Here is a 25,675-nt window from a genome sequence, read left to right as displayed (position 1 = left end):
GTTCAGCGGCTGTACGCAAAATCTGCGAACCACCCAAATCATTGTGGGAGCGAGCTTGCTCGCGATGAGGTCGGCACATTCGACATCGATGTCGTTTGACACTCAGTCATCGCGAGCAGGCTCGCTCCCACAGGTTTCAGTGGCTGTACGCAACATCTGCGAACCACCCAAATCATTGTGGGAGCGAGCCTGCTCGCGATGAGGTCGGCACATTCGACATCAATGTCGTTTGACACTCAGTCATCGCGAGCAGGCTCGCTCCCACAGGTTTCAGTGGCTGTACGCAACATCTGCGAACCACCCAAATCATTGTGGGAGCGAGCCTGCTCGCGATGAGGTCGGCACATTCGACATCAATGTCGTTTGACACTCAGTCATCGCGAGCAAGCCCGCTCCTACAGGTTCAGTGGCGTACACACTAAAGCGTCAGGCCCATTCTTTACGCAGATGGCGCGCAGCGTTGACCATGTGCACCAGCGCCGCTTCGGTTTCCGGCCAGCCGCGGGTTTTCAGGCCGCAGTCCGGGTTGACCCACAGGCGGTCGGCGGGAATGCGCTTGGCGGCCTTGCGTAGCAGGTTGGCCATTTCCGAGGAGTCCGGCACCCTTGGCGAGTGGATGTCATACACGCCAGGGCCGATTTCGTTCGGGTAGGCGAAGGCTTCGAACGCGTCCAGCAGTTCCATGTCCGAGCGCGAGGTTTCGATGGTGATCACGTCGGCATCCATGGCGGCGATGGACTCGATCACATCGTTGAACTCGCTGTAGCACATGTGGGTGTGGATCTGGGTTTCGTCACGCACACCGCAGGCGCACAGGCGGAACACTTCGGTCGCCCAGTCCAGGTAGTGCTGCCACTGCGCCTGGCGCAACGGCAGCCCTTCGCGGAACGCGGCTTCGTCGATCTGCACGATCTTGATCCCGGCGGCTTCCAGGTCCACCACTTCATCACGAATCGCCAGCGCCAGTTGACGGGCCTGCACTTCACGGGTCACGTCTTCGCGCGGGAACGACCACATCAACATGGTCACGGGCCCGGTCAGCATGCCCTTCATCACCTTGTCGGTGAGGCCCTGGGCGTAGCGGATCCACTCCACGGTCATGGCTTTCGGACGGCTCAGGTCGCCGAAGATCACCGCCGGTTTCACGCAGCGCGAGCCGTAGCTCTGGACCCAGCCGAAACGGGTGAACACGTAGCCATCGAGTTGCTCGGCGAAGTATTCGACCATGTCGTTGCGCTCGGCTTCACCGTGCACCAGCACGTCCAGGCCCAGTTGCTCCTGCACGTGCACGGCGTGACGAATCTCGCTGTGCACGGCTTCGGTGTATTCGGCTTCGGTCAGCTTGCCTTGCTTGAACGACTGGCGAGCCAGTCGGATCGACGCGGTTTGCGGGAACGAACCGATGATGGTGGTCGGGAACAGCGGCAGGTTCAGGCCGGCGCGCTGTTTCTCGATACGCTGGGCAAACGGCGAGTGACGCTGGCTGTCCTGGGCGGTGATGGCAGCAACCCGCGCCTGCACGGCTGGCTTGTGAATGCGTGGCGACGCAGCACGGCTGGCCTGCACGGCGCGGCTGTGAGTCAGCGCTTCAAGCACCTTTGGCGCTTCCGGCGCGTTGACCGCCTGAGCCAGCACCGCGACTTCTTCACACTTCTGCACGGCAAACGCCAGCCAGCTTTTCAGTTCGGCATCGAGCTTGTCTTCACGACCCAGGTCAACCGGGCTGTGCAGCAGCGAGCAGGATGGCGCGACCCACAGGCGATCCCCCAGACGCTCTTGAGCGTGCTGCAAGATGGCCAACGCGTTTTCCAGGTCGCAGCGCCAGACGTTACGGCCGTTGACCACCCCCAGCGACAAAACTTTGTAGGCCGGCAGACGATCGAGGATGGTCGGGAATTGCTCCGGGGCGCGCACCAGATCGATGTGCAGGCCGTCCACCGGCAGATTGGCGGCCAGGCCCAGATTCTCTTCCAGCCCACCGAAGTAAGTGGCGACCAGTTTCTTCAGCGGGTCTCGCTGAATCAGGTTGTAGGCCCGTTCAAAGGCATTTTTCCATTCCTGTGGCAGGTCGAGCACCAGGATCGGCTCATCGATTTGCACCCACTCGACGCCCTGTGCCGCCAGGCGCTGGAAGATCTGGCCGTACAGCGGTAACAGACGATCCAGCAGCTCAAGCTTGTCGAATTCGGCGCCCTTGGCCTTGCCCAGCCACAGGTAAGTCAACGGGCCGATGATCACCGGCTTGACGTTATGGCCCAGTGCGCGGGCTTCTTCGACTTCTTCGAACAACTGGTCCCAGCCGAGCTGGAACTGCTGATCGGCGCTGAATTCAGGGACAAGGTAGTGATAGTTGGTGTCGAACCACTTGGTCATTTCCTGGGCATGCGCGCCGCCGCAGCAACTGTCGCTCACGCCGCGCGCCATGCCGAACAGGGTTTGCAGGCTGGCCTTGCCATCGTGCGGGCGAAAACGCTCAGGGATCACACCGAACATCAACGAATGGGTCAGTACCTGGTCGTACCAGGCGAAGTCACCGACCGGCAGCAGTTCGATGCCGGCCTTTTTCTGCAAGTCCCAGTGGGTCTTGCGCAGGTCGCGGCCCACGGTGCGCAGACCGGCTTCGTCGAGCTCGCCCTTCCAGAACGCCTCTTGCGCCTTTTTCAGTTCGCGGTCGCGACCAATGCGCGGAAATCCAAGGGAATGGGCCAATGCCATGTCAAATAACTCCAATGCGTTCAATGGGGCCATTGTCGACAGTGCAGGCGAGTGAGACAAACTCATTTTAATCGCGATGATCACAAGTTATTCTCATGTTCAATGACGCCGCACATGAACACCTGATCCGGTGTGATCGAACCGTGGCGTGTGCGTTAGCCGGGCGTCGATGGCATCATCACCCGCTACGAAGGTTTCGATGCCCACCCCCCCTCTGATCGGCTAAGGAATAGTCCCGATGCGTATCAAGACACTGCCGGCCCGTGCCACGGCGTTCTACCCGAACGCCACAGCGCAGACCGCCGGGATCAGCCAATGACGGCCATTTTTCGGCCGCGTCCGACGTTGATCTTTCTAACGCTGTTGTTGGTCCTGGTGTTCTGGCTGTCCCTGGCCCTCGGGCCGGTCAGCCTGCCCCTGAGCGATACCTTGCTGGCCGGGATGCGTCTGTTGGGGTTGCCGCTGGACGGTGGCGATACGCAGCAGGCGGAACTGATCCTCGGGCAGATTCGCCTGCCGCGCAGTCTGCTCGGTATCGCCGTCGGTTCGGTACTGGCGTTGTCCGGCGTGGCGATGCAGGGGTTGTTCCGAAATCCCTTGGCTGATCCGGGTCTGGTCGGCGTCTCGGGTGGTGCCGCGCTCGGTGCCGCCCTGGCCATCGTCAGCGGCAGCCTGCTCGGTGGCTTGCCGCCGGCGATCGAACCTTATCTGCTGTCGGTCAGCGCCTTCGCCGGTGGCTTGATCGTCACGGCAGTGGTGTATCGATTTGGTCGTCGCAACGGGCAAACCGACGTGGCCACCATGCTCTTGGCGGGTGTGGCGATGACGGCCATGGCCGGTGCCGGGGTCGGTCTGTTCACCTACCTGGCCGATGATGCGACCTTGCGCACCCTGACGTTCTGGAACCTGGGCAGCCTCAACGGTGCCAGTTACCCGCGCTTGTGGCCGTTGCTGATCGTCACCCTGGGCGTGGCATTGTGGTTGCCCCGTCGGGCGGCGGCGCTCAATGCAATGCTGCTGGGTGAATCGGAAGCGCGTCACCTGGGCTTCGACATCGAGCGGATCAAGCTTGAGCTGGTGTTGTGCACGGCGCTCGGCGTCGGCGCGGCCGTCGCGGCGGCCGGCCTGATCGGCTTTATCGGTCTGGTGGTGCCGCATCTGATGCGCCTGCTCGTCGGCCCGGATCACCGGGTGTTGCTGCCCGCGTCGTTGCTGGCCGGTGCCAGCCTGCTGTTGCTGGCCGATCTGGCGGCGCGTTTGTTGTTGGCGCCGGCCGAATTGCCAATCGGCATCGTGACTGCACTGATCGGCGCTCCGTTCTTTCTATATCTGTTGGTACGAGGGCGTTCCTGATGCTGCGGGCAACCAACCTGCTGGTACGTCGTGGCAACCGCACGGTCCTGGCGAACATCGATATCGAGTTACGCCCCGGTGAAGTGCTGGGTGTGCTGGGGCCCAATGGCGCCGGCAAAAGCACCCTGCTCTGCGCTTTATGCGGCGAACTGGCAACCAGCGAAGGCAGGGTCAGCCTCGACGAGCGTCCACTCGCCGACTGGCCGGGTCAGGAGCGGGCCAAACGCCTGGCGGTGCTGCCGCAGAGTTCGAGCCTGAACTTTGCGTTTTCGGTCAATGAAGTCGTCGGCATGGGGCGCTTGCCTCACGCCAGCGGTCGGGTGCGCGATGCCGAAATCGTCGCCGAAGCGCTTAAAGGCGCCGACGCCCTTCATCTGGCCGGACGCAGCTACCTGGCCCTCTCCGGCGGTGAACGCCAGCGCGTGCATCTGGCGCGGGTGCTTGCCCAACTCTGGCCCGGTGCCGAAGGGCAAACCCTGCTGCTCGATGAACCGACGTCAATGCTCGATCCGCTGCACCAGCACACCATTTTGCAAGCCGTGCGTGACTTCGCCGAGCGCGGCGCCGCGGTGCTGGTGATCCTGCACGACCTCAACCTGGCCGCACGTTACTGCGATCAACTGCTGTTGTTGCAACAGGGCCTGCCCCACGCCTACGGTCCACCGGCCGAGGTGCTGACCGCCGAAGCGCTGGCAGCGGTCTATGGGTTGGAGGTACTGATTCACCAGCATCCGGAACGCGGCCACCCATTGATCATCGCGCGCTGATACCGCCCCCTCCTCTGTCATCGAGGGGGGGCAACTATCCAATAAGGAAAACCGATGCGCTTTCTGTTGCTCTGTGCATTCAGCCTGTTGGCGGCCTGCCAAACCCATCAAGTCACACCACCGCCGGCGTCGATCGCCCCGCAAGGCCGTGATCACACCGACCTCGGAGTCATCCGTGAACTCGCCACGGGCCGTACGCTGACGCCGCAAGCACTGGTCGAACGCCTGGCCGCTGCCCCACGTGTTCTGGTCGGTGAACAACACGACAACCCGGACCACCACGCCCTGCAATTGTGGCTGCTGCGCGAACTGGCGGCCCAACGGGCCCAGGGCAGCCTGTTGCTGGAGATGCTCAATCCCGATCAACAGGCCAGGGTCGATGCCGCGCAGGCCGCAACCCGCGCAGACCAGCCACCGGCCGATGCGTTCAAGGCACTGGTCTGGCAGGCCAATTGGGACTGGAGCGTCTATGGCGCACTTGTCACCTACGCGCTGCGGCAACCGTATCCGCTGCTGGCGGCGAACCTGGACCGCGCGCAGATCATGCAGATTTACAAACAGCGCCCGGAACTCACGGGGCAAGCGTCCACCACCCCACAGGTGCAGGCGACCTTGCTGGACGACATCCGCGAATCCCATTGCGGCCTGCTGCCCGAAGCGCAGATGCCCGCCATGCTCGCCGTGCAGCAACAGCGTGACCGGCGCATGGCCGAACGCCTGATGGCTGCGCCGACGCCTGCGTTGCTGCTGGCCGGTACCTTCCACGTGCGCAAGGATCTCGGGGTCCCGCTGCACCTGAAGGACTTGGGTGCCGGTGAAGGGAATGCGGTGCTGATCCTGGCCGAAGCGGGCAAGTCCGTGACCGCCGAGAGTGCGGATTATGTCTGGTACACGGCTGCGCAACCGCAACAGGATCATTGTGCGGAGCTACGTCGCTGAACCTGTGGCGCGACACTATGTCACGCCTGTGCTCCGGTCCAATGGTCGTATCCACCCCTCCGGCACCGGCACTGTTTGTTAACATCCCCCCGATTTTTTCGTCTGTATAGTCATCACGCTGTCATTTCAGCCTGTTCAACAGGATGCTTTTTTCATGAGTACTTTGTATACCCGCCGGACTGTCCTGCAAGGCATGGGCCTGTTGAGCCTGGGCCTGCTCGCCGGTTGCGACGACAGCAGCAAGCTGTCGTTCAAGTACGGCAAAGACCTCAGCGACAAAATCATGGGGCGTAACTTCAAGCTCAAGAACGCCCAAGGCGAAACCCGGATGCTGGGCAGCTATCGCGGCCTGATGCCGATGGTGTTCTTCGGTTTCACCCAGTGCCCGGCCGTGTGCCCCACCACCCTGGCCCGTGCGGCCCAGGCCAAAAAGTTGATGGGGCGCGATGGTGAAAGGCTGCAGGTGATCTTCATCACCCTGGACCCTGAGCGCGACACTCCCGAGATGATCGATAAATACGTAAAAGCCTTCGACCCGAGTTTTGAAGCGCTGTATGGCACCCTGGAAGAAACCGCCGCCACCGCCAAGGAATTCGGCGTGTTCTTTGAGAAGGTGCCAAGCGGCGATACCTATACCCTCTCCCATACCGCGACCAGCTATGTCTTCGACTCCCGGGGCACTCTGCGCCTGGGACTGTCCACGTCCCTGACGGCCCAAGAGTGCGCAGAAGACCTGCTCACCGTGATGGAGGTTTGCTGAAATGAATGCCCCGCAGGCTAAAAACCGTTTCGCGCAACGCTGCAAGCAACTGGCGCTGGGCTTGTCCCTGATCGGTCTGGCCCTTCAGGTGTCGGCACAAACCCGGGTCGACGACGCCTGGGTCCGCGCCACCGTGGCCGGCCAGCCGTCGAGCGGCGCCTTCATGACCGTCACCGCCAGCGCCGACAGCAAGCTGCTGAGCGTGCAAACGCCGGTTGCCGGGCTGGTGCAGATTCATGAAATGAGCATGAAAGACGACGTGATGAAAATGCAGCAGGTGCAGTCCGTTGTACTGCCGGCCGGCAAGCCGGTTAGCTTCGATCCCAACGGCTATCACATTATGCTGATGAACCTCACCGGCCAGATCAAGGAAGGCGACAAGGTGCCGCTGACCCTGACCGTGGAAGACGCCAAGGGTACGAAAGAGTCGGTTCAGGTTGAAGCCGTTGCCAAGGCGATCGGCACCATGGATCACAGCGCGATGAAGCATGATCACAGCAAGATGAACTGATTGCTCCATCAGTTAAAACACAGAACCTGTGGGAGCGAGCCTGCTCGCGAAGAGGCCGGCACATCCAACAGAGATATTGCTTGACCCACCGCCATCGCGAGCAAGCTCGCTCCCACAGTTTGATCTTCATGAATGCGAGTCCCGCGGCCGGCCACAATATTTGTGGGAGCGATCCTTTCAGGTCTTGGCGACAACCAGTGTCGTTCGCCAAGACCTTTTCACATCAACTCAAACGAGCTTGAGCACGACGTTGATGTTGTTGCGCGTGGCTTTCGAGTACGGGCAGTACTGGTGCCCGGTGTCGACGATTTTTTGTGCGGTTTCACGGTCCAGCCCCGGCAGGCTGACATTGAGCCGCGCCTGCAGCAGGTAGCCGCCGTCATTGGTGCCCAAATCAACCTCGGCATCGACAGCTACATCCTTGGGCAGCGCCACTTTCATTTCCCTGGCCGCTACCTGCATGGCGCCGATGAAACAGGCTGACCACCCGGCAGAGAACAGTTGCTCGGGGTTAGTACCGCCACCGCCCGCACCTGGCGACGAAAGCTTCACATCAAGGATTCCGTCAGAGCTGCGGGAGGCGCCGTCGCGCCCGCCGGTGGTGTGGGTTTTGGCGGTGTACAACACTTTATCGATCTGGCTCATGGTGACCTCCTGATTGAGTTGTAAGAAACCGGTGTCGACACCCCGTCAGGTGGCCGGGGGTGGTCAATCAATATAGACGTCACAGCCCCGCGCCGCAGTCGATCCGACCGGTGCCCGCTTCTTGTTTATTTACGCGCCAGCTTGTACTTGACGCAGTCCTCATAAAAGCTCTGGCGTACTGCAGCCGGTTTGAATCGCGACGGACTGTCATAAGTTTGCTCTGTAATGCCAAGAGCCATCATGCGCATCCAGGACTTGGCGAACTTATAAACCTGGATTTTTTGGCGGGCGGCATACAAGGAAACGCCTGAAAGCTTGAGTTCCTGTGCCCTTGCAGCGGTACCCGCGCCCCAACTGCACATGTACTGTTCTTTGGCTGCCAGTTCTTTTGCTTGAGCCGAGTTGGCTATTCCCGAAACTATTAGCGGAATTAACGCGATCCATATCTTGCGCATTTCGACCTATCTAACCGACTGAAAACAAAGTAATTTTGCAGAGAACTTTGAAACTTGGGGGCCAGCATCCTGCCTTTTCTGCAAATAAATGAAAAAAGCGCGATGGGGGTCGTCAATTTCTTGCGAGATTTCAAACCTTTGCTATAGCTAAGGTTCTCTATCGCCAACTAAGTGAGGCAACGGAATGTCAGTCGCAAAGAAAATGAGTGTGGGGCAACTGACAATGTTGACGGCGGTCAACATGTTGGGCTCAGGAATTATCCTGCTACCGACGAAACTCGCGGAAGTCGGTGCGATTTCGATCCTCTCCTGGCTGATAACGGCCACCGGCTCCCTCGCTCTGGCCTATGCCTTTGCGCGATGCGGGATGCTCAGCCGCAAGACCGGCGGCATGGGCGGTTATGCCGAATACACCTTCGGTAAAGCCGGTAACTACATCACCAACTACACCTACGGTCTGTCGCTGTTGATTGCCAACGTGGCGATCAGTATTACCGCGGTCGGCTATATCCAGGTGTTGTTCGGGATAAAACTTGATTCGCTGCAAGTAGGCCTGGCGACCATTGCGCTGCTGTGGATCACCACCTTCGCCAACTTTGGCGGCGCGCGCATTACCGGCCGGATCGGCGCGGTCACGGTCTGGGGTGTGATTGCACCGGTGGTACTGGTATCCACGGTGGGCTGGTTCTGGTTCGACAGCAGCGTATACGCCGCTGGCTGGAACCCCCACGACAAGGGTTGGTTCGAAGCGGCAGGCGCCTCGGTGGCCATTACCCTGTGGGCCTTCCTCGGCCTGGAGTCGGCTTGCGCCAACACCGACGCGGTGGAAAACCCTGAGCGCAACGTACCGATTGCGGTGCTGGGTGGCACTCTGGGCGCGGCGGTGATCTACATCGTCTCCACCAACGTCATCTTCGGCATCGTCGGCAACGAAGAACTGGTTGCGTCCACCGCGCCGTTCGGCCTGGTGTTCGCCAAGATGTTCACCCCAATGGTCGGCGACATCGTGATGGCGGCCATGGTGCTCGCCTGCATCGGCTCGCTGCTGGGTTGGCAGTTCACCATCGCCCAGGTGTACAAAAGCTCGGCGGACACCGGTTACTTTCTGCCGATCTTTGCCAAGGGCAACAAAGCGGGAACGCCGATTGTCGGCATGCTGGTGCTGCTGGCGGCGCAGACCGCGCTGGCCCTGCTCACCATCAGCCCCGACTTGAGCAAGCAGTTCGACACCCTGGTCAACCTCGCGGTGGTCACCAACCTTGTGCCGTACATCCTGTCCATGGCCGCGCTGATGACCATGCAGAAAGTCTCCAACGTGCCGGAAGGCAAGGCACTGGCCACCAACGTCATTGCCCTGATCGCAGCGGCCTACAGCTACCTGGCGCTGTACAGTTCCGGTGAACAGGCACTGATGCTGGGCGGCGTAGCCACCATCGTTGGTTACACCCTGTTCGGCTTCGTCAACAACCGCCTGATCCGCCTCGAAGCGCTCAACAACAGCGTACCGACGCAAACCGTCAGCGCGCAGCACCTCACTGCCGAGCCAGTGCCGGTGAACAATCTGAATAAAGCCACTATGGAGGTTCGAGCATGACGGAATATAAACACTCGCTGGGCATGCTGGCGCTACTGGTCAGCAGCCCTCCGGACAAGCGAACGGTGTTTGGCCGCGCCCTGGATCAACTGGTCCACGACGTAGAGGGACGTGGCGTCAGTGTTCTGGCTTCGGAAAGTCTCATCGATGCCGCCTCGATCCTGCGCTCGGACCCGGCCATTCAATGCGTACTCATCCGCTGGGAAATGGACACCAGCGAAGGCCACGCCGACTGCACCAAATTGCTGGTCAAGCTGCGCGAGCGCAACACCCGGGTGCCGGTGTTCCTGATCAGCGACCGCACCACCGCGTCGAGCATTCCATTGCTGGTCATGCAACACGCCGACGACTTCATCTGGCTGCCCGAGGACACCTCCCGTTTCCTCAGCGGGCGCATCCTGGCGGCCATCGAGCGCTATCGCCAGGCCGCCCTGCCGCCGATGTTCGGCGCGCTGGTGAAGTTTGCCCGCAACTATGAATACTCGTGGCACACCCCCGGCCATGCCGGCGGCACCGCATTCCTCAAGAGCACCGCAGGCCGGGCCTTCTACGAGTTCTTCGGCGAGAACCTGCTGCGTTCCGACCTGTCGATCTCGGTTGGCGAACTGGGCTCCCTGCTCGATCACAGTGGTCCCATCGGCCAGGGCGAGCGCTACGCCGCCAAGGTCTTCGGCGCCCATCGCACGTACTACGTGACCAACGGCTCGTCGATGTCCAACCGTGTCATCCTCATGGCCAGCGTCACGCGCAACCAGATCGCCCTCTGCGACCGCAATTGCCACAAGTCCGCCGAGCACGCGATGACCCTGTCCGGGGCGATTCCGACCTACCTGGTGCCGACCCGCAACCGCTACGGCATCATCGGCCCGATCCTGCCGCAGACCCTGAGCGCCGAAGGCGTGAAAGCCGCCATCGCCGACAACCCGCTGGTCAAGCCAGGCATCGACCCGACGCCGGTGCACGCCATTGTCACCAACTCCACCTACGACGGCCTGACCTACAACGTCACCCGCGTCGAAGAGCTGCTGGGCGAAAGCGTGGACCGTCTGCACTTCGACGAAGCCTGGTACGGTTATGCGCGTTTCAACCCGCTGTACAGCGGACGCCATGCCATGCACGGCGACCCGGCCGATCACGACAAGTCCAAGCCGACCGTGTTCGCCACCCAGTCGACCCACAAGTTGCTGGCCGCCCTGTCCCAGGCTTCGATGATCCATGTGCGTAACGGGCGTAACCCGATCGAACATGCGCGCTTCAACGAGTCGTACATGATGCACGCCTCGACCTCGCCGAACTACGCGATCATGGCGTCCTGCGACGTCAGTTCGGCGATGATGGAAGCACCGAGCGGGCAGATCCTCACCAACGAGTCGATTGAAGAAGCGATCAGCTTCCGCCAGGTTCTCTCGCGCATGCACAACGAGATGCTGAGCAAGGATGACTGGTTCTTCACCTGCTGGCAGCCGCCGACCGTACAGGTTGGCGCAGCGACCGTGCCGTTCCATGAGGTCGACCCGGCCACGCTGAAAACCGACCCGAACTGCTGGGTCCTGCACCCGAACGCGGTCTGGCACGGCTTCGGCGACATCGAAGACGGTTACTGCATGCTCGACCCGATCAAGGTTTCGGTACTTGCCCCGGGCATGGGCGACGACGGCAGCCTGCTCGCCTCCGGTATTCCCGCTTGCGTGGTCACGGCGTACCTGGGTCGTCAGGGTATCGTGGTCGAGAAAACCACCGACTTCACCATCCTGTTCCTGTTCTCCATCGGCATCACCAAAGGCAAGTGGGGCACGCTGCTCAACGCCCTGCTCGACTTCAAGCGTGACTACGACGACAACGCCGAGCTCGAGCTGTGCCTGCCCGATCTGTACAACGCCAACCAGCATCGCTATGCCGGCATGGGCCTTAAGGATCTGGCCGACGAAATCTTCGCCGCCATGAAGAAACACAAGACCACCGCCAACATGTCCCAGGCCTTCGGCACCCTGCCAAAAGCCGAGTTCAGCCCGGTGGAGGCCTACGAAAAACTGGTGCGCAACGACATCGAGCTGGTGACGCTCAACGAAGCCGCCGGGCGTCTTGCCGCGACCGGTATCGTGCCGTATCCACCCGGCATCCCGCTGCTCATGCCGGGTGAGAACGCAGGTCCGGCGGACGGTCCGTTGCTGGCGTATCTCAAGGCACTGGAAGCCTTCGACAAATCCTTCCCCGGCTTCACCCATGACACCCACGGGATCGAAGTCGAAGATGGCGTTTATCGGATGCTGGTACTGAAATAAGTCACGCTGGTTCACCGCAACACCTGTGGGAGCGAGCCTGCTCGCGATAGCGTTTTTGCAGCCAACATCTCTGTTGTCTGACACTCCGCCATCGCGAGCAGGCTCGCTCCTACAATGAATCGCACGCTCCCCCAAATCCCTATGGGCAAACTCGATCACAGCGCTCTATGATTGATCCCCATGACCACCACCGCTGCGATCCGCTCACCCTGCCCGCCCGGCGCCTGCGACTGCGGGCGTGACCCGTTGCTGGAAACTCCAGGGGCGGACCTGCGCATTCTGTTTCTGACCCGCAACGAAGAAAAACGCCTGATCGAACGGCTGGAGAACCTGCAGAGCCTGAGCGATCTGGAGCACCTGCAACGGCGCATGCTCGAACAGTTGGGTATCCGCGTGAACATCGCTCCCGGTTTCAACGAAGTGCGCACCATGCGCGGCATCGGCATCCAGATCAGCGAACTGCCCGGGCTGTGCCGCAAGACCCGCGCCAGCATCCCGGCCGCCATCCGCCGAGCCATGGAGAAGCGCCCGGAAATCGCCTACGAACTGCTCAATGCCAACGACCTGTTGCGTGACGCCTGATGAAACCTCTACTCGAATTCCCCCTCACCGACGAGATTCTCACCTCGTTCGCCCTGGCCATCGGTGCCGACCTCCAGGGCTACCGCAATCACATTTACCGGGTGCTGAATTTCCATTGCGCCCTGCGCGGTGCCGAAGGCTTGCCCCCGGACGCCGTACAGATCGCGGTGGCGTTTCATGACCTGGGTATCTGGACCGATGACACCCTCGACTACCTGCCGCCGTCCATTGCCCTGGCCACCGAGTACCTGGACAACCAGCAACGTCCGGAACTGAAGGATGAAGTCAGCGCATTGATACTTGAACATCACAAACTGCGCCGGTATCGCGGCGCCTACGCCGACAATGTCGAACCCTTCCGCCAGGCCGATCTGGTGGATGTGTCCCTGGGTCTGGTGAGTTTCGGCTTGCCCCGCAGCTTCATCAAAACCGTGCAGGCGACCTTTCCCGATCACGGTTTTCACTCGATGCTGATGAAGCTTTCAGCCCGGCAGCTCATCCGCTCTCCGCTACGGCCGCTGCCCATGTTTCGCTGGTAACACAAGCGTCTGCCTTCCCCACCGATGGCGCCATTGTCGCAACGCCATTTCGCAACAAAGTGCCTGAAACACTCACTTTCTGACTATTCATTACTGGATATTTCACAATTCAAACCTACGCTCTTCGCGGGGGTCACGAATTTCAACGATGGTTGGGGGCTCGTCTCGATGTACTCACGCTAGTACGCAGGAGCTCGACATGAACCGGAAAACCTTATCCACGATGTTTGCGATACCCCTTTTGCTGTCTGCAATGGCGCTTCCCGGCCAGACCCTGGCGGCCGACAAAGCCCCCAACATCCTGGTGATCATGGGCGACGATATCGGCTGGTCGAATATCGGCGTCTACAACCAGGGCATGATGGCCGGCAGAACCCCCAACCTCGACCAGCTGGCAAATGAAGGCATGCGTTTCACCGATTACTACGCCGAAGCCAGCTGCACCGCCGGACGCGCCAATTTCATCACCGGCGAACTGCCGATTCGTACGGGCATGACCACCGTCGGCCAGGCCGGCTCGCCCGTGGGGATTCCCGCCGAAGCCGTCACCATCGCAACCGCACTCAAGGCCATGGGATATGCCACCGGCCAGTTCGGCAAGAACCACTTGGGCGACCTCAACCAGTTCCTGCCCACCGTCCATGGTTTCGATGAATTCTTCGGCTACCTCTATCACCTCGACGCCATGGAAGATCCGGCACACCCCAATTATCCGCAGGAACTGCTCGCGACCGTGGGCCCACGCAACATGGTCCACAGCTGGGCCTCCACCACTGATGATACGACCGTGATGCCGCGCTGGGGCAAGGTCGGCAAGCAGAAAATCGAAGACGTCGGCACGCTCTATCCGGAGCGAATGAAAACCGTCGACGAGGAGATTCGCGACAAGGCGTTCTCTTTCATCGACAAGGCCAAGCAGGACAACAAACCGTTCTTCGTCTGGCTCAACCCGACCCGCATGCACATCGTCACGCACCTGTCCGACAAGTACCAGGCCATGCGCAACTCGCAAAATGGCTGGTCGGAACAGGAAGCCGGCATGGCGCAGCTCGATGACATCGTCGGCGATGTCCTGGCGAAGCTGAAGAAAGACGGCATGGACGACAACACCATCGTCATTTTCACCACCGACAATGGAGCGGAAAACTTCACCTGGCCCGATGGCGGCACAACGCCGTTCGCCATGGGCAAGGGCACGGTCATGGAAGGTGGCTTCCGGGTGCCAGCAATCATCCGCTGGCCGGGCAAAGTGCCGGCCAATCAGGTCGCCAACGGCATCATGTCCGGCATGGACTGGTTCCCGACTCTGGTCGCGGCGGCGGGCAACCCGAACATCACCGCCGAACTGCTCAAAGGCAAACAATTGGGCGACACCACCTACAAAGTTCACCTGGACGGCTATGATCAAACTCCAATGATCACCGGAAAAGGTCCGTCGAGCCGGCATGAAATCTTCTACTTTGGAGAGAGCGCCTTGGGTGCAGTGCGCATAGACGACTACAAATATCGCTTCATTGACCAACCGGGTGGCTGGTTGGGGGCTAAAGTTGATGTGGATGTACCGATCCTGACCAATCTTCGACTCGACCCGTTCGAGCGCATGGGCTGGCCGGAAAACCAGGCCGCGCAGGGTTCGCAACAGTACTTCGACTGGTTCAAGTTCCAGTTCTGGCGTTTCGTGTTCGTCCAGCAGCAGGTGGCCAAACTGGCGGAAACGGCAATCGAGTTCCCACCGATGCAAAAAGGCGCGAGCTTCAACCTCGACTCGGTTAAAGCCAAGATCGCCAAGGCTCGAGCAGAGATGGCCAAGTAACAGCCGAATCCACGGGTGGCTAGTTAAGTCCACCCGTATTCGAAATGGACAATTGCCGAGGGATTTCAATGCCAATAAAAACAACTACCCTGCCCGCCTCTGCGCTACTTGCCCTGTGCTGCCAGCAAGCCTGGGCCGGTGGCATCATGCTCTATGAAATCGGCACCGATAACGCCGGCCTGGCCAACGCCGGTGCCGCCGCCCGTGCCCAAGGCCCCTCGACTATCGCCAGCAACCCCGCAGGCATGAGCTATCTACCGGGGACGCAAATCACCGCCGGTTTGCAGGTTCTGTATGGCGACCTGAGCTTCGACCGCGACTCCGGCACCAACACCCCGGGCAGCGGCAGTGGCAACGCCCTCGATCCGATTCCCGGTGGCAGCTTCTTCATCAGCCATGAACTGGACGAGCACTGGAGCGTCGGGTTCGGCCAGTACGGTGACTTCGGCCTGGCGCTCAATTACGACAACGACTGGTCTGGCCGCTACTTCGTGCAGAACGACAGCCTGCTCGGCTTGTCGCTGGTGCCCAGTGTGGCGTATCGCTTCAACGAGCAGTGGTCGGTCGGGCTTGGCATCAAGGCCATGTACGGAATGTTGAAGGCCGACACCGCCATCGACCGCTCCCCTTTCGGCTTCACTGATCGCTCTGACGGCCAATTCAAGTACCGGGACAACGACTGGGGCTTTGGCGCCAACGTCGGCGTGATCTACGCCCCGCAACCCGGCACGCGTATCGGTCTGACCTACACCAGCCAGGTCGACCTGGACTTCGAAGACAAGCTCGACGTCAAGGGCGATGGTCGACTGCTCGAGCGCGTCAACAACACCAACACCGAACTCGACACCAAGGTGCCGCAAACCGTCACCCTGAGCCTGTTCCAGCAACTGGACCGGCAATGGGCGCTGCTGGCCTCGGCCAACTGGCAGGACTGGTCGGAGTTCGGCGACATCGGCGTAGAAGTCGACACCACCGCGTTTGGAGCGCAATCGAAAACGATCGACGCCGGTTTCAAGGACACCTGGCACCTCTCCCTTGGCGCGCAATACCAGGCCACCGAGCAGTGGTTGTGGAACTTCGGCGTGGCCTACGACAGCAGTGCCGTCTCGGACAGCAACCGTAGCGTGATCCTGCCGATGAACGAATCCTGGCGCATTGCCACAGGCGCCACCTATGCTCTGAACCAGGACACCGATGTCAACGTCAGCTGGGCCATGGTCTGGCTCGGCGACATGCCGGTGGACCAGGCCAAATCCGTGTCAGGCAATCGAGTTTCCGGTCAATTCGACAATGCCTGGATTCAAGCCTTGAGCGGGAACATGACCTGGCGATTTTGATGACTTGTAAACAAAAGAACGACGATTTCTTCCAAGGAGTAAACACCACTATGAATCTGTCCCGAAAACTGCTCGTCGGCGCCACGCTGGCCAGTCTGCTGCTTGGCGGTTGCACCTCGAAAGTGACGGAGAAGGAGCAATACTCAGGCTTCCTGTCCAACTACAACAACCTGCAGGAAGTCGAAACGCCGAGCGGCGGTACCGCGATGCGTTGGGTCAGCCCTTCGTGGAACCCGAATGCCTATGACACCGTGGTGTTCAACAAACTGGAGCTCTACCCGGCGCCAAAACCCGATGAACGGGTCAACCAGCAGACCCTGGCCGACATTCAGAACTATATGACCAGCAAGGCCAAGGCCTCCCTGGGTCAGAAGTATCGCGTAGTACCCACTTCCTCATCCGCTCCGGCGGGTTCGCGCCCTCTGATCATGCGTGCGGCGATCACCGGGGTGAACGCCGAGAACGAAGGCATGAAGTGGTATGAAGTGGTTCCCATCGCGGCCGTAGTCGGGGCAACCCAGGCTGCCACCGGTCACCGTGACCAGAACACCACCCTGTTCATCGAAGCCGAGTTCGTTGACGCCAAGAGCAACCAGACCGTAGCCAAAGTGGTGCGCAAGGTGTTCGGCACCGAACTGAAAAACGAAAGCCAGCAGATTACCGCCAAGGACTTCAAGGCGGCGATCGACAAACTGGGTACCGACTTCCAGGCGTTCCTCAAGTAACACACTCTTGTGGCGAGGGAGCTTGCTCTCTCGCCACACGCCCCTTCCAGTCACTTCTTCATCCCCACCCGCCGCCGCATCCGGGCAGTAATCGTTTGCCGGATTTTGGGCATGTCCGCCCAGGGTCCATCCCCGACTTGCGCCAGACGTTCATGCACGTTGTGCAGGTTCCATTGATTGGCGCCCTTGAGTTCGGCCACCTCTTCGCGCCAGATCGGCATCGACACCGGTAACCCCTCGCGGGTACGTACGGCGTAGGCACAAATGGTGGTCGCCCCCAGACCATTGCGCAGGTAATCGATGAAAATCCGTCCGACCCGGTTCTTCGGACCCGACACCGCCGAAAATCGTTCGGGCAACAACTTGGCCATATGGCTGACAATGGCGTGGCTGAAGTCCTTGACCTCATCCCAACCGAGCTTGCGGGTCAACGGCACCACCACATGAATGCCCTTGCCGCCGCTGGTTTTCAGAAACGCCTTGAGCCCCAGTTCATCCAGCACCGACAGCGTCAGCTGCGTGGCCTCGACCATGCGTTTCCATGGCAGCGCCGGGTCCGGGTCAAGGTCGAGGACAAAACGGTCCGGCTTGTCGAGTTTGTCAGACGTCGCATTCCAGGCATGCAGTTCCACGGTACTCATCTGTACCGCGCCAACCAGCGCCTCGACGTTGTTGATGAGCATCATCGGCTGGCCGGTGAGTTGTTTGTCCAGGGTGGTGATGCCGGGGATCGCCAGGTGCTCGGCATTCTTCTGGAAGAACAACTCGCCGGCGATGCCGTCCGGGGCACGTACCAGCGCCACCGGACGATCCTTGAGTTCGGGCAGGATCCACTCGGCGACACTGGCGTAGTACTGCGCCAGTTGCAGTTTGGTGGTGCCGCCGCCGGGGTCGATCACCCGGTCCGGGTGAGTGATGCGTACCTTGCCCTGCTCCAGCCCGATTTGTGAGGGGGCGGGCGCGGTTTGCTTTTGCGTGGCAGCGGGCCTTGCCGTGCCGGTTTTTTTCGCAGTGGAGGTTTTCACGGTTTTCGCGCGCTCCTGGGTGATGGCTCGGGCCGGTTTGTCATTGCGCAGGCCATGGAACACGGCATGGCGCACCGAGCCGTCCCTGGTCATTTCAGCGAAGGCCACTTCCGCCAACAGCTTGGGTTGGAGCCAGTGCACATCCCTGGCCAGCGATCCGCCAGGTGGATTGACCACCGGCGGCGTTTTCACTTGCAACGGCTTGAGCTGTTCATGGAGGCTGCGCAGCGTTGCCTCGTTGAACCCGGTGCCGACCTTGCCGGCGTAGCGCAACTGGCCGCCATCGCGGTCATGCAGCCCCAGCAGCAACGCCCCGAAGGCTTGGCGCGAGCCCTTCGGCTCGGTGAAACCAACAATGACGAATTCCTGCCGGTTCTGGCATTTGAGCTTGATCCAGTCGCTGCTGCGCCGAGAGACATAGGGCGACCCCAGGCGCTTGCCGATCAACCCCTCCATGTGCATCTGGCAGGCGGAGTCGAGCAAGGCGCGGGGCTCCTCGTCAAACGACTCGGAGAAGCGCAGCAACGGCTCAGCACTGGCCTTGAGCACGGTCGCCAGCGCGGCCCGACGTTCTTCGACCGGCACCTCGCGCAGGTCCACGCCATTGAGGTATGGCAAATCGAACAGGTAGTAGAGAATGTCGTCACCGTGCCCCTCTTCGAAGGCGTTTTGCAGCGCCTGAAAGTCCGGTACACCCTGTTCGTCCGTTACCACCATCTCACCGTCGAGCCACGCCGACTCCAGGCCCAGCGCGGCCAGGGCCCGGGCTTGCCCTGACAGTTTGTGGGTCCAGTCGTGGCCATTGCGGGTGATCAGCTTCACTGCGCCGTGGTCGATGCGGGCCATGATCCGGTAGCCGTCGAACTTGATTTCGTAGCTCCACGGGCCATCCGGAACTTTTTCCACCAGCGTTGCCAGCTCCGGCTTGAGCAGGGCTGGCAATCTGGCTTTGCGCGCACCGATCAGGGGCGATGATTTTTTCTGGTGTGAGCTGGCTGATGGTTTGCGGGTGGGCCTGGACCTGACCGCCGTTTTTGATGGTTTGTCGACGATGCTGCGGTTGCTGAGCACGCTGTCCGGCTCGGCGCTGAGCACGTCGTAGTCACTTTGCGATCTGGCGGCGCCGTCCCGGTGCTTGATCAGAAACCATTGTTCCTGCTTGCCCGGCATGTGCGTACGCACCAGGTTCCACAGGCCGCCGAGCTTCTCCCCCTGCAACTCGAACTTGAGCCGCCCCTTGGCGTAGGCCGTCACCGGATCGTCCAGGGGAATCCAGATGCCCCGGTCCCAGACGATCACCTCGCCGGCGCCGTAATGTCCCTCGGGAATGCGGCCCTCGAACGTGGCGTACGCCAGCGGATGGTCTTCGACATGCACCGCCAGACGCTTGACCGACGGATCCAGCGACGGGCCTTTGGGCACGGCCCAGCTCTTGAGCGCACCTTCGAGCTCCAGGCGAAAATCATAATGCAGGTGAGAGGCGTCATGCTTTTGAATGCAGAACTGCAAGGCATGATCCCTGGCGGTTTTCCTGCGTGGACGCTTGTCGGCGGCAGGCTCGGAAGTCGCCGAAAAATCACGCATGCGGTTGTAGTCAACAAGGTTGCGGGGCATGGCTCACCTGCTTCGCGCCAGGACGTTGAATGCAAATGTCTTCTAATCAAGCAGAGCAGGCCTGCGGCGTAATAATTCAATCGGTGTTGAAATTGCCCGGACGGACGGGCCTGGAGCGGAGGGGGAGTTTCAGCAGGTTGACCGAATCATCGTTCTTCGCGAGCAAGCTCGATCTCACAGGGATTTTCAGCGCCCACAGGATCTGCGTTCGGCGGGGATCAAAATGTGGGAGTGAGCCTGCTCGCGATGGCGGTGGGTCAGGCGCCAGGGATGTTGGCTGTGGCGGCCTCATCGCGAGCAAGCTTGCTCCCACAAGTATTTTCAGCGCCCACAGGATCTGCGTTCGGCGGAGATCAAAAAATGTGGGAGCGAGCCTGCTCGCGATGGCGGAGTGTCAGGCGCCAGGGATGTTGGCTGTAGCGGCCTCATCGCGAGCAGGCTCGCTCCCACAGGGACTTTCAGCGCACGCAGGATCTGCGTTCGGCGGAGATCAAAAAATGTGGGAGTGAGCCTGCTCGCGATGGCGGTGGGTCAGGCGCCAGGGATGTTGGCTGTGGCGGCCTCATCGCGAGCAGACTCGCTCCCACAGGGACTTTCAGCGCACGCAGGATCTGCGTTCGGCGGGAATCAAAAAATGTGGGAGCGACTTGCTCGCGATGGCGGAGTGTCAGGCGCCAGGGATGTTGGCTGTAGCGGCCTCATCGCGAGCAGGCTCGCTCCCACCAGGGACTTTCAGCGCCCGCAGGATCTGCGTTCGGCGGAAATCAAAAAATGTGGGAGTGAGCCTGCTCGCGATGGCGGTGGGTCAGGCGCCAGGGATGTTGGCTGTGGCGGCCTCATCGCGAGCAGGCTCGCTCCCACAAGGATTTTCAGCGCCCACAGGATCTGCGTTCGGCGGAGATCAAAAAATGTGGGAGTGAGCTTGCTCGCGATGGCGGTGGGTCAGGCGCCAGGGATGTTGGCTGTGGCGGCCTCATCGCGAGCAAGCTCGCTCCCACAAGTATTTTCAGCGCCCACAGGATCTGCGTTCGGCGGGGATCAAAAAATGTGGGAGTGAGCCTGCTCGCGATGGCGGTGGGTCAGGCGCCAGGGATGTTGGCTGTGGCGGCCTCATCGCGAGCAGGCTCGCTCCCACAGGGACTTTCAGCGCACGCAGGATCTGCGTTCGGCGGAGATCAAAATGTGGGAGTGAGCCTGCTCGCGATGGCGGAGTGTCAGGCGCCAGGGATGTTGGCTGTAGCGGCCTCATCGCGAGCAAGCTCGCTCCCACAAGTATTTTCAGCGCCCACAGAATCTGCGTTCGGCGGAGATCAAAAAATGTGGGAGCGAGCCTGCTCGCGATGGCGGAGTGTCAGGCGCCAGGGATGTTGGCTGTAGCGGCCTCATCGCGAGCAGGCTCTCTCCCACCAGGGACTTTCAGCGCCCGCAGGATCTGCGTTCGGCGGAGATCAAAAAATGTGGGAGTGAGCTTGCTCGCGATGGCAGTGGGTCAGGCAGTGCCCTTGGCCTGCCGCTCCAGGTGCAATTGCAGAGCCGGGTCGATCCGCAATGCCGCGGCCAGTTCATCCAGATAGTTGCGCTCGGCGTCCTGCTGGTCGTCCACCAGCATCACGCTGGCCAGGTACATCTCCGAGGCCATGCCGGGGTCGGCGGCCGATTGCGCGACATCACTGGCGTCCAGTGGCTTGGCAACCTCCTCGTCCAGCCATTGCTGCAATTGCGGATCGTCGGTGTGACGGCCGATTTCAGTGCTGATCATCTTCTTCTCGGCTTCATCGATGCGGCCATCGGCCTTGGCCGCGGCAATCATTGCCCGCAGAATCGCATGGCTGTGCTCTTCGGCCTCAGGGCCGGCCAGCAAGTCCACGGTCCGTGGCGCTTCTTGCGGAGCCGACGCCTGACTGCGCTGCCAGGCCTGATACGCCTGGAACGCCATCATGCCCAGGGACGCCAGGGCGGCATAATTGGTGCCACCACTGGAACGGCTTTGTGGCGCACCGCCCATCGGCGGACCGCCGCCAAGCAAACCACCGAGCAAACCGCCCAACCCTGCACCACCGCCACCAGCACCCGCACCGGTGCCACCGCCCAATAAGCCGCCGAGCAATCCACCCAGGTCGCCGAACCCGCCCTGGGCCGACGCGCCAGCGCCACCCTGTTGCGCCATCGAGCCCTGGCCGGCGCGCAGTAATTGTTCGAGCAGATCGCTGGTGTTCATGATGTTTGTCCTCTTGAAGGGCGTTTATCCAGTCAGGCAACGATAGCCCCCGCAGACGAATGTGCCAGCGCCGTTGGGCTGACCCGCCTGCGCTATCCCGGATTCGTCCGGGGTATTTTCTTGCGGCGCAGCTAAGATTCATGAGTGGTGAACCTTATTCCCGGATGCCCGGTCGATACCTGCAACCCGACCCGGTTTGCCACCGCCCCGTACGCGGAGTGACAACTGGCTTGCTTCATTCACTGGAGAACGCCCCCGTGATTTCAACCCTGTACATCGCCAGGCTCAAAGCATGGGGCGCCCATGGTTTTACCGCCACTGGCGTGGTCACCGCTTTCCTCGCCACCCTGTCCCTGCTGGATAACCAGCCGACCCATTGCCTGCTGTGGCTGGGTGTCGCCCTGATCGTCGACGGACTGGACGGCGCGCTGGCACGCAAGGTCAACGTCCAGTCGGTGTTGCCGAGCTTCGATGGCTCGATCCTCGACCTGGTGATCGACTACCTGACGTACGTGTTTATCCCGGCACTGTTCATCTACCGCTACATTCCGTTGCCGGACTACACCTTGCTGCTGAGCGTGTCGCTGATTCTGGTGTCGTCGCTGTTCTGCTTCTGCAACGTCAACATGAAGAGCACCGACAACTACTTCCAGGGCTTCCCCGCCGCCTGGAACGTGGTCGCCCTGTGCCTGTACATCATCGCCCCGTCGCCGTGGATCACCTTCGTTACGGTCATCGGCCTGGCCCTGCTGACCGTGACCCGGATGAAATTCCTGCACCCGTTTCGCGTGCGCCGGTTCATGCCGATCAACATTGCGGTGACGGCCATCTGGTTGCTGTGCAGCCTGTCGCTGGTGCTCAACCATCCACGGATCAACCCGTTGGTGATGGGGCTGTGGCTGCTGATGTCGGCGTACTTCCTGGGCATCTGCCTGTGGCGCACGGCGCTGGAGTGGTTCGACGAATCGGGGCTCAAGTAGCCATGGCGATCCATATCGTTCAACTCGGATCACCCCGTCGGCCCGACGAAGGATTGCGCCTGGGCACGGTACGCCGACCTCCCCGTGGTGTACCGAAAACCGAATTCGCCCGTCGGGACTTTTATGATGTCTGGCAGCCACTGCTGTCGCCCAGCGCCGAGTTGGTGGCCGAAGCCAAGGCTGCGCAAGATGCCAAGGCCTGGGAGATGTTCCGGCGCAAATTCAAGGCCGAGATGAGCCAACCCGCCGCCAGTCAGATGCTGGATCTGTTGGCCGCGTTGTCCCACCAGACGTCCCTGGCGGTGGGTTGTTATTGCGAAGATGAAGCGTATTGTCACCGTTCGGTGTTACGCGAGTTGCTGGAAGCGCGTGGCGCGAAGGTCATTTAGCCGGCATCACCACTCCCCCTGTGGGAGCGAGCTTGCTCCCAGATTGGACTTGTGGTCGCTCACTGCCGCGTGATCACCATTTCCAGGTATTCACTCCGCCGTTGTCGGATCGATGATGTTCATGACCTGGGAAATGCGATTGGCGGGAAACCCGCTCACCCGGGCGTGCTCCCTGATCTGCTCCTCGTTCGGCGAAATGTACACGCAGTAGAGCTTGTCAGCGGTGACATAGCTCTGCAGCCACTGCACCTGCGGCAACTCACGCAACGCCTGGCAGGACTTGAGCGAAGCAGCTTTCAAGTCCCTTTCCGACAGACCTCCGGCGCCCTGGATCTCACGTTCAATGACGAACTTAGGCATGGCAACCTCTCTTTATTGTTCTGGATGGCAGGGCAGCACTCACCCTGTGATCAAACTATCGTCCTGATAGGCGTTGGCGTCCTGTCCGATCGTCGGCCAGGCCTGCCCGATCGTCCGGAGATTCCACGTAGCGCACCGATCGAGCGGATCACGCCGCTGGCGCGCCGGCCCTGGCTTCCTTCAGTAACTGCTGAATCATTTGTTCTTGAGTGTCGTAGCTGCCTTCGCCGAAGTGGGTGTACCGCACCTGCCCCTTGGCATCGATCAGGTAGTGCGCCGGCCAGTACCGGTTATCGAAGTTGCGCCAGATTGCGTAGTTGTTGTCGATCGCCACCGGGTAGGTGATGCCGTACTCCTTCACCTTGGCCTTGACGTTGTCGATGATTCGTTCAAAGCCGTATTCGGGCGTGTGCACGCCGATCACCACCAGCCCGTCCTTTTCATACTTCTTCGCCCAGTCTTTCACGTACGGCAGGGTGTGCTTGCAGTTGATGCAGTCGAAAGTCCAGAAATCCACCAGCACCACTTTGCCTTTCAGGGCCTCGTTGCTCAGGGCCGGCGAGTTGAGCCACTCCACCGCGCCGGACAGCGACGGCATGGCGCTCTGGACGTTGTCCATGGTGCTGTCGGCCTTGACCTTGCTGACCAGGTAATCGACGACTTTCGGCACGGCTTCCAGCACGCCTTTCTCCACACTGCTGACACCTTCCGAGGAGGTGTTGGCCAGCAACAGGTCATTGGCCCCCGTTGCAATCACCGCCGCCCCGGACAGCACCGCAACCCCGGCGCCACGACGCAACCAGCCGGTGACCGGAATCGACGGTTTCAAGCGATTGACCAGGCCGCGACCGGCGAAGATCAGGATGCCCAGGGACAGCGCACTGCCGGCGCCATAAGCCACCAGCAGCAGACTGGTGCCGGCATTTGCCCCTTGCAGCATGGCGCTGGTGAGTATCACCCCCAGGATCGGTCCGGCGCAGGGTGCCCAGAGCAGCCCGGTGGCGACACCGATCATGATCGACGCCAGCGGCCCGGACATCTTGCGCGAGTTCGGGTCGATGCGATTGCCCAGCAGCACGAAGGGCCGCGCCAGCCAGTCACCGACCCGGGCGGAGATCAGCGACAGGGCAAACAGCACCATCACCGCCAGCGCGACATGGCGGCCGGTATTGCTGGCCTGGATCACCCACTCGCTGCTGACCACGGCCAGGCTGGAGACCAGGGCAAAGGTCAGGACCATGCCGCCGAGGGTCAGCAGTATCGAGGAGCGTGTACGGTCGGCCCCGGCAAACAGGAAGGGCACGACCGGCAGGATGCACGGGCTGAGAACGGTCAATAGGCCGCCCAGGAAAGCGATGAGTAACATGGGATCACCTGATGCAAATTAATGGGCAACACATCACCACTGTAGGAGCGAGCCTGCTCGCGATGGCGTCCGGTCAGGCGACACACCGTTGACTGAACCATCGCTATCGCGAGCAGGCTCGCTCCTACAGTGGATCGGGGGTGTTCTCAAGCGGTCTGCTCATCCTGCAACTGCCCCTGTGGAGTACGGCTGGAACCGTCCTGCGCCAGGAAGCCCTGGGTATCCTTCTGCGCCACCGGCGTGAGCTGGAAGCAGGTGTTGCCGGCGCAGGCGCTCTGCTCGACAGCGGCGTTGGCATGGGCCGCCGCACCGGCGACGGCAAAGACGATGGCGGTCAGGTGGCGGGAAATGTTGTTCATGATGTCCTTCCTGTTTCAAATGGATTGAGCGGTGATTGATCGCGACACTCAGTTTTCCGAGTTGCAGTTGTCAGCGAACTTGCTGTAATTCAGCACCTGGGTCCGGGACTGGGAGTCGAGGTACGTCAGCCGCGCATTCACCACGCCGCAGGAAGGTGTTGTGTCCTCGTTCAGCGACACCACTTTGCGGATATCCAGCTGGGTGCCGTAGGTGTAGGTTTCGGGAGTGACATCGGCTTCGGCACGGGCCGACAGGGTGCAGATGTTCAGGGCGGCAAACAGGCAGGCGGCGTAGATGGCCTTGGTGTTCATGGCGAGTTCCTCAGGGTTTCAACAGGTTGATCGTT

Annotated in this window: 23 protein-coding genes; 14 read left to right on the top strand and 9 right to left on the bottom strand. The window is 61.1% G+C overall.

All coding sequences use genetic code 11. From position 1 onward, the window contains the following. Positions 1-426: 426 nt before the first annotated feature. Entirely contained in the window at positions 427-2,715 is a 2,289-nt protein-coding gene (gene metE / locus AC3ITA_RS11050) for a 5-methyltetrahydropteroyltriglutamate--homocysteine S-methyltransferase (protein ID WP_489280272.1), read from the bottom strand. Positions 2,716-3,030: 315 nt separating this feature from the next. Here metE and AC3ITA_RS11045 point away from each other — a divergent pair, with 315 nt between their 5' ends. The 5 genes from AC3ITA_RS11045 to AC3ITA_RS11025 all read left to right on the top strand — a co-directional run bounded on the left by AC3ITA_RS11045 (position 3,031) and on the right by AC3ITA_RS11025 (position 7,045). After that, the gene (locus AC3ITA_RS11045; protein WP_489280271.1) at positions 3,031-4,068 is read left to right on the top strand and encodes a FecCD family ABC transporter permease; all 1,038 of its coding nucleotides are present in this window, start codon (positions 3,031-3,033) and stop codon (positions 4,066-4,068) included. Continuing rightward, a complete protein-coding gene (locus AC3ITA_RS11040; RefSeq protein ID WP_489280270.1) occupies positions 4,068-4,835 on the top strand; it encodes a heme ABC transporter ATP-binding protein in 768 nt (255 codons plus the stop codon). Before AC3ITA_RS11045 ends, AC3ITA_RS11040 begins: the two co-directional genes overlap by 1 nt. A 54-nt stretch (positions 4,836-4,889) precedes the next feature. Then, the gene (locus AC3ITA_RS11035) at positions 4,890-5,774 is read left to right on the top strand and encodes a ChaN family lipoprotein (RefSeq protein WP_489280268.1); all 885 of its coding nucleotides are present in this window, start codon (positions 4,890-4,892) and stop codon (positions 5,772-5,774) included. A 154-nt stretch (positions 5,775-5,928) separates the two neighbouring features. Next, positions 5,929-6,534, top strand: coding sequence for an SCO family protein (locus tag AC3ITA_RS11030; RefSeq protein ID WP_095945888.1), 606 nt, complete (start codon positions 5,929-5,931; stop codon positions 6,532-6,534). Position 6,535: 1 nt separating this feature from the next. Beyond that, positions 6,536-7,045 carry a copper chaperone PCu(A)C gene (locus AC3ITA_RS11025; protein ID WP_095945887.1) on the top strand — a complete coding sequence of 170 codons (510 nt, stop codon included), beginning with the start codon at positions 6,536-6,538 and terminating at the stop codon, positions 7,043-7,045. A 228-nt stretch (positions 7,046-7,273) separates the two neighbouring features. Here the strand turns inward: AC3ITA_RS11025 and AC3ITA_RS11020 are convergent, their stop codons facing one another. Both AC3ITA_RS11020 and AC3ITA_RS11015 read right to left on the bottom strand, forming a co-directional pair. Further along, a complete protein-coding gene (locus AC3ITA_RS11020; RefSeq protein ID WP_095945886.1) occupies positions 7,274-7,690 on the bottom strand; it encodes an organic hydroperoxide resistance protein in 417 nt (138 codons plus the stop codon). Positions 7,691-7,815: 125 nt separating this feature from the next. Then, positions 7,816-8,145, bottom strand: coding sequence for a hypothetical protein (locus AC3ITA_RS11015; RefSeq protein ID WP_095945885.1), 330 nt, complete (start codon positions 8,143-8,145; stop codon positions 7,816-7,818). A 184-nt stretch (positions 8,146-8,329) separates the two neighbouring features. Between AC3ITA_RS11015 and potE the strand changes: the two genes are divergently transcribed. The 7 genes from potE to AC3ITA_RS10980 all read left to right on the top strand — a co-directional run bounded on the left by potE (position 8,330) and on the right by AC3ITA_RS10980 (position 17,017). Continuing rightward, positions 8,330-9,739, top strand: coding sequence for a putrescine-ornithine antiporter (gene potE, locus AC3ITA_RS11010; RefSeq protein ID WP_150673880.1), 1,410 nt, complete (start codon positions 8,330-8,332; stop codon positions 9,737-9,739). After that, complete coding sequence (locus AC3ITA_RS11005; protein WP_095945883.1) at positions 9,736-12,021, top strand: Orn/Lys/Arg family decarboxylase; 2,286 nt, start codon at positions 9,736-9,738, stop codon at positions 12,019-12,021. Before potE ends, AC3ITA_RS11005 begins: the two co-directional genes overlap by 4 nt. 180 nt (positions 12,022-12,201) lie before the next feature. After that, positions 12,202-12,603, top strand: a complete 402-nt coding sequence (locus tag AC3ITA_RS11000; RefSeq protein WP_095945882.1) for a hypothetical protein — start codon at positions 12,202-12,204, stop codon at positions 12,601-12,603. Beyond that, the gene (locus AC3ITA_RS10995) at positions 12,603-13,142 is read left to right on the top strand and encodes an HD domain-containing protein (protein ID WP_095945881.1); all 540 of its coding nucleotides are present in this window, start codon (positions 12,603-12,605) and stop codon (positions 13,140-13,142) included. Before AC3ITA_RS11000 ends, AC3ITA_RS10995 begins: the two co-directional genes overlap by 1 nt. A gap of 199 nt (positions 13,143-13,341) precedes the next feature. Then, positions 13,342-14,955 (top strand): arylsulfatase, encoded by a 1,614-nt coding sequence (locus AC3ITA_RS10990; protein WP_150673881.1) that lies wholly within the window; start codon positions 13,342-13,344, stop codon positions 14,953-14,955. A gap of 68 nt (positions 14,956-15,023) precedes the next feature. Further along, positions 15,024-16,292 (top strand): OmpP1/FadL family transporter, encoded by a 1,269-nt coding sequence (locus AC3ITA_RS10985; protein WP_095945879.1) that lies wholly within the window; start codon positions 15,024-15,026, stop codon positions 16,290-16,292. A gap of 50 nt (positions 16,293-16,342) precedes the next feature. Continuing rightward, positions 16,343-17,017, top strand: coding sequence for a DUF3313 domain-containing protein (locus AC3ITA_RS10980; RefSeq protein ID WP_095945878.1), 675 nt, complete (start codon positions 16,343-16,345; stop codon positions 17,015-17,017). 50 nt (positions 17,018-17,067) lie between these two features. On the opposite strand, the gene ligD is transcribed toward AC3ITA_RS10980, so the two are convergent. Beyond that, positions 17,068-19,656: a DNA ligase D gene (ligD, locus tag AC3ITA_RS10975; protein ID WP_489280264.1), complete on the bottom strand. Its 2,589-nt coding sequence runs from the start codon at positions 19,654-19,656 to the stop codon at positions 17,068-17,070. A 1,489-nt stretch (positions 19,657-21,145) separates the two neighbouring features. Further along, positions 21,146-21,874 (bottom strand): tellurite resistance TerB family protein, encoded by a 729-nt coding sequence (locus tag AC3ITA_RS10970; RefSeq protein WP_095946389.1) that lies wholly within the window; start codon positions 21,872-21,874, stop codon positions 21,146-21,148. Positions 21,875-22,131: 257 nt separating this feature from the next. Here AC3ITA_RS10970 and pcsA point away from each other — a divergent pair, with 257 nt between their 5' ends. Further along, the gene (gene pcsA, locus AC3ITA_RS10965; protein WP_095946388.1) at positions 22,132-22,854 is read left to right on the top strand and encodes a phosphatidylcholine synthase; all 723 of its coding nucleotides are present in this window, start codon (positions 22,132-22,134) and stop codon (positions 22,852-22,854) included. A 2-nt stretch (positions 22,855-22,856) separates the two neighbouring features. Continuing rightward, the gene (locus AC3ITA_RS10960; RefSeq protein WP_414927709.1) at positions 22,857-23,243 is read left to right on the top strand and encodes a DUF488 domain-containing protein; all 387 of its coding nucleotides are present in this window, start codon (positions 22,857-22,859) and stop codon (positions 23,241-23,243) included. 90 nt (positions 23,244-23,333) lie between these two features. On the opposite strand, the gene AC3ITA_RS10955 is transcribed toward AC3ITA_RS10960, so the two are convergent. The 4 genes from AC3ITA_RS10955 to AC3ITA_RS10940 form a co-directional block, all read right to left on the bottom strand. Continuing rightward, the gene (locus tag AC3ITA_RS10955; protein WP_095946386.1) at positions 23,334-23,603 is read right to left on the bottom strand and encodes a DUF4242 domain-containing protein; all 270 of its coding nucleotides are present in this window, start codon (positions 23,601-23,603) and stop codon (positions 23,334-23,336) included. Positions 23,604-23,751: 148 nt separating this feature from the next. Next, a complete protein-coding gene (locus AC3ITA_RS10950) occupies positions 23,752-24,969 on the bottom strand; it encodes a cytochrome c biogenesis protein DipZ (protein ID WP_489280261.1) in 1,218 nt (405 codons plus the stop codon). Between the two features lie 146 nt (positions 24,970-25,115). Next, positions 25,116-25,328, bottom strand: a complete 213-nt coding sequence (locus AC3ITA_RS10945) for a hypothetical protein (RefSeq protein WP_095946384.1) — start codon at positions 25,326-25,328, stop codon at positions 25,116-25,118. Positions 25,329-25,376: 48 nt separating this feature from the next. After that, positions 25,377-25,640, bottom strand: coding sequence for a DUF2790 domain-containing protein (locus tag AC3ITA_RS10940; RefSeq protein ID WP_095946383.1), 264 nt, complete (start codon positions 25,638-25,640; stop codon positions 25,377-25,379). Positions 25,641-25,675: the final 35 nt, after the last annotated feature.

This window comes from Pseudomonas sp. GL_090, from assembly GCF_057837765.1.
The sequence above is the reverse complement of the archived record's forward strand: the minus strand, read 5'-3'. Positions and strand labels throughout refer to the sequence as shown.

Coding starts and splice junctions, on each gene's coding strand:
- AC3ITA_RS10985 (WP_095945879.1), top strand. CDS start 15,024: ATGCCAATAAAAACAACTACCCTGCCCGCCTCTGCGCTACTTGCCCTG.
- AC3ITA_RS11030 (WP_095945888.1), top strand. CDS start 5,929: ATGAGTACTTTGTATACCCGCCGGACTGTCCTGCAAGGCATGGGCCTG.
- AC3ITA_RS11035 (WP_489280268.1), top strand. CDS start 4,890: ATGCGCTTTCTGTTGCTCTGTGCATTCAGCCTGTTGGCGGCCTGCCAA.
- AC3ITA_RS11000 (WP_095945882.1), top strand. CDS start 12,202: ATGACCACCACCGCTGCGATCCGCTCACCCTGCCCGCCCGGCGCCTGC.
- AC3ITA_RS10980 (WP_095945878.1), top strand. CDS start 16,343: ATGAATCTGTCCCGAAAACTGCTCGTCGGCGCCACGCTGGCCAGTCTG.
- AC3ITA_RS10955 (WP_095946386.1), bottom strand. CDS start 23,603: ATGCCTAAGTTCGTCATTGAACGTGAGATCCAGGGCGCCGGAGGTCTG.
- metE (WP_489280272.1), bottom strand. CDS start 2,715: ATGGCATTGGCCCATTCCCTTGGATTTCCGCGCATTGGTCGCGACCGC.
- AC3ITA_RS11015 (WP_095945885.1), bottom strand. CDS start 8,145: ATGCGCAAGATATGGATCGCGTTAATTCCGCTAATAGTTTCGGGAATA.
- AC3ITA_RS10950 (WP_489280261.1), bottom strand. CDS start 24,969: ATGTTACTCATCGCTTTCCTGGGCGGCCTATTGACCGTTCTCAGCCCG.
- potE (WP_150673880.1), top strand. CDS start 8,330: ATGTCAGTCGCAAAGAAAATGAGTGTGGGGCAACTGACAATGTTGACG.
- AC3ITA_RS10940 (WP_095946383.1), bottom strand. CDS start 25,640: ATGAACACCAAGGCCATCTACGCCGCCTGCCTGTTTGCCGCCCTGAAC.
- AC3ITA_RS11025 (WP_095945887.1), top strand. CDS start 6,536: ATGAATGCCCCGCAGGCTAAAAACCGTTTCGCGCAACGCTGCAAGCAA.
- AC3ITA_RS11040 (WP_489280270.1), top strand. CDS start 4,068: ATGCTGCGGGCAACCAACCTGCTGGTACGTCGTGGCAACCGCACGGTC.
- AC3ITA_RS11005 (WP_095945883.1), top strand. CDS start 9,736: ATGACGGAATATAAACACTCGCTGGGCATGCTGGCGCTACTGGTCAGC.
- AC3ITA_RS11045 (WP_489280271.1), top strand. CDS start 3,031: ATGACGGCCATTTTTCGGCCGCGTCCGACGTTGATCTTTCTAACGCTG.
- AC3ITA_RS10995 (WP_095945881.1), top strand. CDS start 12,603: ATGAAACCTCTACTCGAATTCCCCCTCACCGACGAGATTCTCACCTCG.
- AC3ITA_RS10990 (WP_150673881.1), top strand. CDS start 13,342: ATGAACCGGAAAACCTTATCCACGATGTTTGCGATACCCCTTTTGCTG.
- AC3ITA_RS11020 (WP_095945886.1), bottom strand. CDS start 7,690: ATGAGCCAGATCGATAAAGTGTTGTACACCGCCAAAACCCACACCACC.
- AC3ITA_RS10960 (WP_414927709.1), top strand. CDS start 22,857: ATGGCGATCCATATCGTTCAACTCGGATCACCCCGTCGGCCCGACGAA.
- AC3ITA_RS10970 (WP_095946389.1), bottom strand. CDS start 21,874: ATGAACACCAGCGATCTGCTCGAACAATTACTGCGCGCCGGCCAGGGC.
- AC3ITA_RS10945 (WP_095946384.1), bottom strand. CDS start 25,328: ATGAACAACATTTCCCGCCACCTGACCGCCATCGTCTTTGCCGTCGCC.
- ligD (WP_489280264.1), bottom strand. CDS start 19,656: ATGCCCCGCAACCTTGTTGACTACAACCGCATGCGTGATTTTTCGGCG.